6 protein-coding genes are annotated in these 9,677 nt (G+C 59.0%); 3 read left to right on the forward strand and 3 right to left on the reverse strand.

The window, feature by feature from the left end; genetic code table 11:
- Positions 1-156 precede the first annotated feature (156 nt).
- The 3 genes from MK208_RS06795 (at position 157) to MK208_RS06805 (ending at position 2,975) form a co-directional block, all read left to right on the forward strand.
- The gene (locus MK208_RS06795) at positions 157-1,098 is read left to right on the forward strand and encodes a bifunctional enoyl-CoA hydratase/phosphate acetyltransferase (protein ID WP_294115217.1); all 942 of its coding nucleotides are present in this window, start codon (positions 157-159) and stop codon (positions 1,096-1,098) included.
- Positions 1,098-2,255: an acetate/propionate family kinase gene (locus MK208_RS06800; RefSeq protein WP_294115220.1), complete on the forward strand. Its 1,158-nt coding sequence runs from the start codon at positions 1,098-1,100 to the stop codon at positions 2,253-2,255. Before MK208_RS06795 ends, MK208_RS06800 begins: the two co-directional genes overlap by 1 nt.
- Before the next feature lie 87 nt (positions 2,256-2,342).
- Positions 2,343-2,975 carry a MarC family protein gene (locus tag MK208_RS06805; protein WP_294115221.1) on the forward strand — a complete coding sequence of 211 codons (633 nt, stop codon included), beginning with the start codon at positions 2,343-2,345 and terminating at the stop codon, positions 2,973-2,975.
- A gap of 120 nt (positions 2,976-3,095) precedes the next feature.
- Here the strand turns inward: MK208_RS06805 and MK208_RS06810 are convergent, their stop codons facing one another.
- The 3 genes from MK208_RS06810 to MK208_RS06820 all read right to left on the reverse strand — a co-directional run.
- Positions 3,096-6,308, reverse strand: a complete 3,213-nt coding sequence (locus MK208_RS06810) for a reductive dehalogenase domain-containing protein (RefSeq protein ID WP_294115223.1) — start codon at positions 6,306-6,308, stop codon at positions 3,096-3,098.
- A 65-nt stretch (positions 6,309-6,373) separates the two neighbouring features.
- Positions 6,374-7,075: a fumarylacetoacetate hydrolase family protein gene (locus MK208_RS06815; RefSeq protein WP_294115249.1), complete on the reverse strand. Its 702-nt coding sequence runs from the start codon at positions 7,073-7,075 to the stop codon at positions 6,374-6,376.
- A gap of 88 nt (positions 7,076-7,163) precedes the next feature.
- Positions 7,164-9,677, reverse strand: a 2,514-nt coding sequence (locus MK208_RS06820; RefSeq protein ID WP_294115225.1) for a calcium-binding protein, incomplete at its 5' end; no start/stop codon positions are given.

Raw genomic sequence — 9,677 nt, forward strand, 5'->3', positions numbered from 1 at the left:
TAATTTCAGCGCTTTACACAGCCCCGCTCAAGGTAACGCAGGGTTGCGTCTTTGACATGGCTTTTCCCCACTATTTTTGTTGTGAATCAAAGTGGGCCCTCCATATTGGGAGCATAACGCGCCAACAAATTACCCTTTTGAGCACTGGAGCCTCCCTTGGAACAGTCCGCCCCTCACGTGAACAGTTTTGACGCCATGCTGGCCGCCACCGCGCCGCTGGACCCGATTGCCACCGCCGTTGTGCACCCCTGTGACGCCGCCTCTCTGATCGGCGCGCTCGAAGCCCGCGACAAAACCCTGATCACCCCCATTCTGGTCGGACCCGAAGACCGCATCAAAGCTGTCGCAGCCGAGGAAGGCCACAACATCGACGGGTTGGACATCGTCGACGCCAAACACAGCCACGCCAGCGCCCAGGCCGCCGTGCGTCTTGTGCGCGAAGGCAAGGCCCAGGCCCTGATGAAAGGCGCGCTGCACACCGATGAGGTCATGAGCGCCGTGGTCGACAAGGTCACCGGCCTGCGCACCGAACGCCGCATGAGCCACGTCTTTGTCCTCGACGTGCCCACCTACCCCAAACCGCTTCTGATCACCGACGCCGCAATCAACATCTTCCCCGATCTGATGGTCAAAGCCGACATCGTGCAAAACAGCATTGAGCTCGCGCACGCGATTGGCGTCGACGAGCCGAAAGTGGCCATCCTCTCCGCGCTGGAAACCATTTACCCCAAGATCCCCTCCACTGTCGAAGCCGCAGCACTCTGCAAAATGGCTGACCGGGGCCAAATCACCGGCGGCGTGCTGGACGGCCCCCTGGCCTTTGACAACGCCATTTCGCGCAAGGCCGCTGACGCCAAAGGCATCACATCTCCCGTCCCTGGCGAAGCCGACATCCTCGTCGCCCCTGACCTGGAAGCTGGCAACATGATCGCCAAACAGCTGATGTACCTCGCCGGTGCCGACAGCGCCGGTCTCGTGCTGGGCGCGCGCGTTCCGATCATGCTGACCTCCCGCGCCGACGGCACGCTCAGCCGTCTGGTCTCCGCCGCGCTGGCGCAGCTCATGGTGCACCACACCCTTGGTCGGGACCTGATGTGATGCCGGAAACACAAGACGCCTTTCTGGTCCTGAACGCCGGATCGTCCTCCATCAAATACGCCGTCTATGGCGCTGATCTGAAACAGATATTGCATGGCCAAGTCGACCGCATCGGCCTGGACCCGCAATACCACGGCGGCGCTAAACACATTGACGTGCCGGTGGCGGACAACGCCACCCACGCCGAAATTCTCGACTGGCTGCTGACCCATATCGCGGGCCTCTCCGACAACCTGCGCATCATCGGTGCGGGGCACCGCGTGGTGCATGGCGGTCAAGACTTTGCCGCCCCCGCGCGTGTCACCGACGACGTCATTGCCAAGCTGCGCACCCTCGCCCCGCTGGCGCCTGGTCACCAACCGCACAACCTCGCCGGCATCGCCGCCGTCGCCCGCCGCTGGCCCGATATCCCGCAGGTCGCCTGCTTTGACACTGCTTTCCACCGCACCCAGCCGCGCATCGCACAGCTCTTCGCCATCCCGCGCAGCTTCTCTGATGATGGCGTGCTGCGCTACGGATTCCACGGGCTGAGCTACCACTATATCTCCACCCAACTCCCGCACCACTTGGACAAACCCAATGGCAAAGTCATCGTGGCCCACCTCGGCAACGGCGCTTCCATGTGTGCCATGCAGAACATGAAGTCCGTCGCCACCACCATGGGCTACACCGCGCTCGACGGTTTGGTCATGGGCCGCCGCTGTGGCGAACTTGACCCCGGTGTGATCTTCCACATGCTACGCGACCGCGGCATGTCCGTGGCAGACATCGAAGACACATTGGGCACCAAATCCGGCCTCCTGGGTGTCTCCGATATCAGCTCCGACATGCGCGACCTGCTCGCCTCGGACAGCCCGGCGGCCGCCGAGGCCGTGGACCTCTTTGTCTATCAGGCTTGCAAGAAAATCGGCGCCTTGGCCGCGTCCATGGGCGGCGTTGGCTCTCTGGTCTTCACAGGCGGCATAGGCGAAAACTCCGCCGCCATCCGCGCCCGCATCCTGCAAGGCTGCGCCTGGCTTGGCGCGGACATCGACGACGCGGCCAACGCGGCAGGAAACGCCCGGATCACCACCGCAAACAGCCGTCTCGCCGCCTTTGTCATCCCCACCGACGAAGAAGGCATCATCGCCGGCGAAACCCAACGCTTGGTTGGCTAGAAAACATCGCCCGTCGCACAGGCGGCGGGCGCACTTCCCCGCATCACCCCTAATGACTTCCCCACAAAACCGCCCTAGCCTGCCCCCATGGATTTGTTTGAACGCTTTGTCACCCTCTGGGTTGTGATCGACCCGATCGGCACCATCCCCGTCTTCATCGCCGTCACCGCCGCCATGACCGCGCCGGAACGGCGCAAAACTGCCCTCCTTGCTGCAGCAGTCTCTGCAGCGGTCCTGCTCTTCTTCCTTGTCTTCGGACAACTGCTGATCGACGGCCTTGGCATCAGCCTGCTGTCCTTCCAGGTCGCGGGCGGCATTGTGCTTTTCCTATTTGCGCTTACCATGATCTTTGGTGAAAGCAAACCGGAGAGCGACAAGCACGCCGCCGACGCAGACGCCGAGCTGGCCCAAAAGCCCTCACCGGCCGTCTTCCCGCTGGCGGTCCCGTCCTTGGCAAGCCCCGGCGCCATGCTCGCGATTGTTCTTTTGACCGACAACAACACCGTATCGATCCCGGATCAGGCCATCACAGCCGTGGTTATGCTGGTCGTCCTGGTGTTTGCCTACCTCTGCATGCAGGCCGCTGGCCCCATCATCCGCGCAATCGGCAACTCCGGTGCCGCCATTGTCAGCCGCGTTATGGGCATGATCCTGGCATCCGTGGCCGCCGACCTCGTGATCGGCGCGGCGCTCGAGATCGCTAAAACGGGATCACTCTAAGAGACGCGCAGGCGCGTTAACCTGTCGCGCCTCAAAACACGCACCTCCGCAAAACAGCCGCGACACCGACAGAATACCGACGCGCAAAACGTCGGTAGTCTCAAGGGTTAACGCACCGCGCTATAGGTCGATTTCGATCACCCCACCGGCCTCTTTTGCCCGGCTCTGACAGAGGATCACGGCGCTCTCACGCTGCTTGTTGGACAGCACAAAATCACGGTGCTCTACCTCACCGGACAAAAGCCCACATTTACAGACTCCGCAGATCCCATCGGCACATTTCACATCCACATGCACGCCGTTATCCAGCAGAACATCAGTTGCAATTTTATCCGCCGGAACAAGCAGTTCCCGTCCGTCCTTGAGCTTCAGTGTGAAGTCGAAGTTCTCAAACTCCGGCTGCTCCGGCACATTGAAGTACTCCAAATGCCGCGCCTCTTCCGGGAAGCCTTGACGCTCTGCTGCCTGCATCACCCCGTCCATAAACCGGTCCGGCCCGCAGGTGTAGACATGCCACCCATCCTGGTAGCCGCTCAGCAAGGCGTCCAAATCTGCCCGCGTGCCCTTGTCAGAGAAGTGGAACACCACCTTGTCCGCCCAGGGCATTGCCTTGAGATCATTGATATATCCGGCGCTATCTTCGCGACTTGCAGAGTAGTGCAACGCAAAATCCCGGCCCAGATCATGCAGGCGATGGGCAAAGGCAATCATCGGCGTAATCCCGATCCCGCCGCCCATCAGGAAGGTCTTTGTCGCATCCTCAACCAGCTCAAAATGGTTGATCGGCTTGGACACAAACACCTTGCGCCCTTCGCGGAAAATCCTGTGCAGGAAAGCACTTCCGCCCCGCCCTTCGTCTTCACGCAACACACCGATCTGATACTTTGACCGATCTTTAGGATCTCCGGACATGCTGTACTGGCGCAAAAACTCCGGCGCGACCAACACATCCAAATGCCCGCCCGCGGTCCACTCCGGCAACGGCGTGCCGTCCAAGGTCTGGAATTCATACTTCGTCACATCCGCCGTCATCGGCTCAACATGCGAAATCTGCACCTGCAACACCGGCGCATCCTCTGCATCCGGCACCTCATAGCGGTCAATCACACTTTCGTCGCCGGAGGCCACACGCGCCTTATACTCCTCAGCGGAAACCATTGAGTCATAGGCCTGAATCCCCGCCTCTCGATCCATCGGGAACGGATACGGCCACGGATGTGGGGCGAGCGCCGCTGGATAGACCGCCAGCGTCTGATCCTCATATTTCAGGTCCAGATCTTTCTGCAAATCCCGCCGGTTGAGTGGATGCTGCGTCGGCCGATACGCCCCGTCTTCCTCCAGCTCAATGTCCCACCACCATTTCTTGGTGTCGTTTAACCCACCATTGCCAACCGCGTCGTCCAATTTGGCCAAAGGTTTGGCAAGGCTCGGGAAATTGCTCGCCGCCCAGCGGAACGGCGCCTCGGAAAACAGCCCCTCTAGGTTCCAGGGGCAGGTCTTCATACACCGTCCACACATAGACCCGCCTGGCGTCGAAATCCGATAGGTCGCACACTTTTGACTGTCCGACTTCCAGATCTCATAGCCGTTGAACATCAGCTTTGGACCAGCTGTGATTGCGCCAGACGGACATTCCCGCGCGCACTTGTTGCAGTTCTCACAGAAGTTTTGCAGCCCAAAATCAATAGGTTGGTCGTGATCCATCGGCATATCCGTGGTCACCGCCCCGGACTTCAACCGCGGCCCCAGATAGGGGTTTAAGATCACCTCCCCAATCCGGCTCACCTCGCCCAGCCCCGACAGGAGCAGCAGTGGCGGTTGCAGCACTTCTCCGTCCATCACCGTATGCGCCTTAGCCTTGTAGCCGAGATTGCGGATCTGCTGCGCGATCACGCCGCCCAACAAGGAAAACCGCAAATACGCGCGCATGGACTGCGCCACGCTGATCCAGTCATCGCCGCTGGCGCCTTCCATGGTTTCATAACCTTGATCCACGATCATGCTGATCGCATTGTCATGCACCGGGTTGATCGGCGTGCCGGTGGCATCATGGCTGTACCACGCCCACTCCGGACAACGGCTCAAGCCCACCGCATCCACGCCAAGAAAGTAGGTCGCAGCTTTCAAATTCGCCGCGTTACGCTCTGAATCCGTTGGCTTTTTAACCTCAGCACTGGCGCCATCCTGCAACAGCACAAAGGCCCCCAAGGCCCGCCGCTGCGCCATACTTGGCGCGGCTTTACGCACGTAGTAACCGCCTTTGGCTGCATCCTGCAGCGACTTGCCCATGTCGCCAAACTGCACCCGCGCAAACATATCCGCGCGCTTGGGCACCCGCGCCACATTGGCCTCATCAATGTAGGTTGTCGGCGTCTCCACCCGTTTTAACCGCTCAAACGGTTGCGCCCCCTTCACGTAGTCCCGATTGCGGAACGGGTCCTGGTTCATCGCCGACTTGGCAAAGCCTTTGCCCAGCCACCAGGCCGGCCCTTGCGTCTTGAACCAAGGCTGTTCCGCCATCGGTGCCAACGCGCCATCATGGGCCAGCTCCATATCGGTGGTGATCACTGCCAAGCCATACCGCGTGCCCAACCACGGCGCCACCAAGGCGCCATCCTCACAAGACACGAGCCCAGCCGACAGCGCCACCTTGCCCAAATCCACATCCGAAGACGTCGCCGTATGTGCCTTGGCGCCAAAGCCCAACAGTCTGATATAATTGGCAATCACCACGGCACTTTCCGTGGCCCGCAAACAGGCGCGATGGTTCTGCGCGTCCAAGATCCAGTCACTGCCGGGCTCGCCCCGCTCCGGGTCCCGGTGGTGTTCAATCAAAAACACCAGCGCATGTTTGTGGCTCTCAATCGAGCTGGGTGGCATCTCCATGGAGTCCTTAAGATCGGCCATAATCAGGTCGATCCCCGCCGCCAAGGATTTGATCTGCCGCGTGCGCAACGCCTCAGCCAGCCGATCAATGTCCGGGTTGCGCCGCGGCTCCTCCAGCCGCGCCGCATCGGTTAGCGGCCCAACTCCCACCATAGAGGCATCGTTGAAATACCCGAATGATTTTAGGTGGTTGGCCCGCTCCACAGGATCACTCGGAATCTCTGACTGCACGCCATTGACCATCCCATCGCGCAGTGCATCCATCATCGCCTGGAACTCGCCCATGGCGTTCACGATGCTCTCTGGCTGCTCTGGACGGTGGAAGGTCAACACGGGGTCATCTGGCACATTCTGCCAGGCGGCAGTGTCCTGCCGCTTTAGTCGTTCCAATGGGTACGGGCCCAGATGCACTGGCCGCGCCTTGTCGGAAAAAAACTTGATCCCCATGATAGTCCTTCGCGCTGGTCTGCCACGCCATCCCCGGCACGACAGTTCTTAACAGGTTCAGTACGTCAGCTTTTTGTAACCATCAACGCCAGTTCGACCGGCGCGAGCCCCTCAATTGAACCGTGGATAACGTCCCCGGCGCTAACCGGACCCACACCAGACGGCGTGCCGGTCATCACCACGTCACCAGGTCCTAGGTGATAGAATTTCGACAGATGCATCACAATCTCGGTTGGCGACCAAACCATATCGCTCAATTTGCCGCCTTGGCGCGGCGTGCCATTTACAGACAGCGCAATTGTCTGATCGCCTATCGCTCCAAAATCCTTCACCCGCGTCAGCTCCGCGAACACCGCCGACCCTTCTACATCTTTGCCCAGCGACCACGGCCGTCGATGATCCTTGCCATCCTGCTGCCGGTCGCGCCGCGTCATGTCCAAGGCACACCCATAGGCGAATACCGCCGCCGCAGCCTCGGCCTCATCCGCCTCAAACACCTCGGCACCAACGGCAAACGCCAGTTCCATTTCATGGTGATAGTTCGACGTGCCCGCTGGATAGGGCAATTCCGCGCCGCTTAAGACCGCGTGGGCCACGGACTTGGTGAAATACCACGGTGCCTCACGATCCACCTCTCCGCCCATTTCCGCCGCGTGCGCCGCATAGTTGCGCCCCACACAGAAAATCCGACGCACGGGATAACGCGCGGTTTCGTCCCGCACCGGAAGGGCAAAAACCTCTGCTGGCTCAAACAGGTAGCGCAAAATCTTCCTCCACAACCTTCCCGCCACAGGCGGCAGGGATACGTTGTTTTAGCGCTATCAAACACCACAAGGAAGCGGCCTCACCAGGGTTTTATGTGAAAAGGAAGTTCTTGGGATCTGCCACCTGCGCCAAGGACAACTCCCCTTGCAACAACATGCCGCCATGATCGCCCACATAGATCACAATGCCCTGCGCCACCTCGGAAATCGTCAGGTCATCAATCGAGGTGATGTCATCATAATCCAACGAGATCACATCGCGGCCCGGCTCAAAGTCTGTGATGATGTCGCCATCCATCATGTCCTCCAGCTCAAAGGCAAAGGTGTCCGCGCCATTGTAGCCAGTCATTGTGTCGCGACCGCTGCCACCTTTCAGGGTGTCGCTGCCTTGCCCTCCATTCATGCTGTCGTTGTCGTCGCCGCCACGCAACACATCATCGCCTTCGTTGCCCAAAAGCGTATCCATGCCCTGATTGCCGGAAATGCTGTCGTTGCCTTCCCCCGCCTTCAGGCTATCGTCTCCACCGTAGCCGTACAGCGCGTCATTGCCTTCATCGCCATAGACAAAGTCATCCTGCTTGCCACCTTCAATGCGATCGTTGCCTTCCCCGCCGCGAATGGTGTCAAACCCGCCGTTGGCGACGATGTTATCATTGCCCTCGATGCCAAGAATTGAGTCATTACCACCGCCCGTCACAATGTTGTCGTTTCCTGTGGTCCCCACTATCTGACGCCCTTCTTCCGCAGGCGGTGGCGGGGATTCTCGGCCAAACTCATAAACCAACTGTACCATTTCATAAGGATTGAGAGATAGCTGAACCTCTGCGCTGTCCACTTCCACTTCTGTGACCGTGGCCCGCACATCGTATTCATTAAAGTAATACGGCTCCCCATCAATGATGGTGCTCTCTGCCTGAACATACTCGCCATCGTCGCGATACACCCCGTCAGAACTGTCGGCGGAGCGATCATACCCAACTTGGACTCCAGTAGCGCTCAAGTAACCAGAAACCAAGGATGTTAAATCCAGATCCAAATCCACGGCTTCCCCAGTTCGAGAAGCAACTTGGACCACAACCTTACTGCTGGTCGAATAGGCCTGAATCTCCATGCGACCGTCATCGTTGGAAAAATTGGTATCCAGCAGCTGCGTTCCCACCAGTTCCGATGACCTCACATCAAAGGTCGCGCCGCGCACCGAGTTCACAACCCATCCATCCTCATTGAGGATCGGCATGTCAGAGCGCGTTCCCGCCAACATCGAGGTGGTGTTATGAACCACCGGCCAACCATGCGCTGCATCGGTGCCCCAACTGACCATATACTCCATCATCTCGGGTAAAATGCCGGACGAGCGGATACCGTTCTGTTCCAGATTGGTGGTGCGGATGTTCCATTCCGTCACATGTAGATCGAGCTCCTTGTCAAAATTGGCTTCCCAAATCGCATAGTCGTTAGGAATAAAGCCCTGCTCGTTGCCATCACCGGTGAACTCGTCGTAGTCGCGGCGATAGTAGTAATGCTCCACCACCCCATCGATCGCGTCGCGTGCTTCTTCAGACAGGAAATCGATGATGTGCTGGTTTGCGTCATCGCGGCGCTCGCCAAACGGGCGGTCATCCACCGAGGTGTGATACTCGCTGCCTTCATTCGGCGTCGCCATCTGCACAATGATACTTGGCTGATCGTCCTCGGACACGCCAGCCCGCTCCATGCCTTCCGCCAAGGCGCGCGCGGCAATATCCGCTTTGGTACCATAGGCTGTTTCACCAATGGCCCAATACTCATTGCCAATTTCAATCGCCTCGATCTGATCGGCATAGTCGGTGACCATAATCTCGGCAAACCGGGCAATGTCGTCGTATTTGTCCTCATATTCCTCGATGGAATAGAGTTTGGTCGCGATCACCATCGTGACCTTCACATCTGTACCGGTGTCATGCGCCGCAATTGCCGCATCCAGCGCATTGCGCACCTCTTCGCGCAGCACCATCTCGCCTTCTTCATTCTCTTCCAGCTCGATCACATTGAGCCAGTCGATGCCCTCATTTTCACCATCCAACGAGTCGCCCTGACCGGCCGGGAAGCGAAAATTCACAATATCCAGCGCCCGCGCACCTTCGACGTAGTTCTCCAGCGGCACGCCCATGTCCGTGTTCACGCTGAACACCGCATTGGCACCAAACATCTCTTGGGAGACATACATGCCTGTGCCCGACGAGCTTTGCAGCGTCATGGAAATCTGCGTGGCATCATTGCCGCCACTGGTCGGGGCGACTGTGGTGGTCGGCGACGGGTTGAAATTGCCAATCCACAGGGTGTGATCCACAATCAAATTGGTATCTATCCCATGCATCACCGCCATCATCCGACCGTCATATTCCAGGATCGCGTCGGTGCCGTTTTCATCCTGATAAATCACCAAATTGTCGGCCACTTCCTCCGCGCTCAGCGGCGTGCCATCCGGGCCCAGCAGCGTCAGGAATTCCACTTCTTGGTTTTCTGTCGAAAACTCGTAGCCATAAATCTCCACTGGTGCCATGCCGTCTTCGGCGCGCGAGTGTCCGTCGTCAAAGTTTTTGGAACCAAAAGCGGCGTGAACTAA

This window comes from Shimia sp. (assembly GCF_022448905.1).
Taxonomy (GTDB): Bacteria; Pseudomonadota; Alphaproteobacteria; order Rhodobacterales; family Rhodobacteraceae; genus Shimia.

What these genes read in the sequence shown, in the direction of transcription:
- MK208_RS06800 (WP_294115220.1), top strand. Translation starts at nt 1,098, where the DNA reads ATGCCGGAAACACAAGACGCCTTTCTGGTCCTGAACGCCGGATCGTCC.
- MK208_RS06805 (WP_294115221.1), top strand. Translation starts at nt 2,343, where the DNA reads ATGGATTTGTTTGAACGCTTTGTCACCCTCTGGGTTGTGATCGACCCG.
- MK208_RS06810 (WP_294115223.1), bottom strand. Translation starts at nt 6,308, where the DNA reads ATGGGGATCAAGTTTTTTTCCGACAAGGCGCGGCCAGTGCATCTGGGC.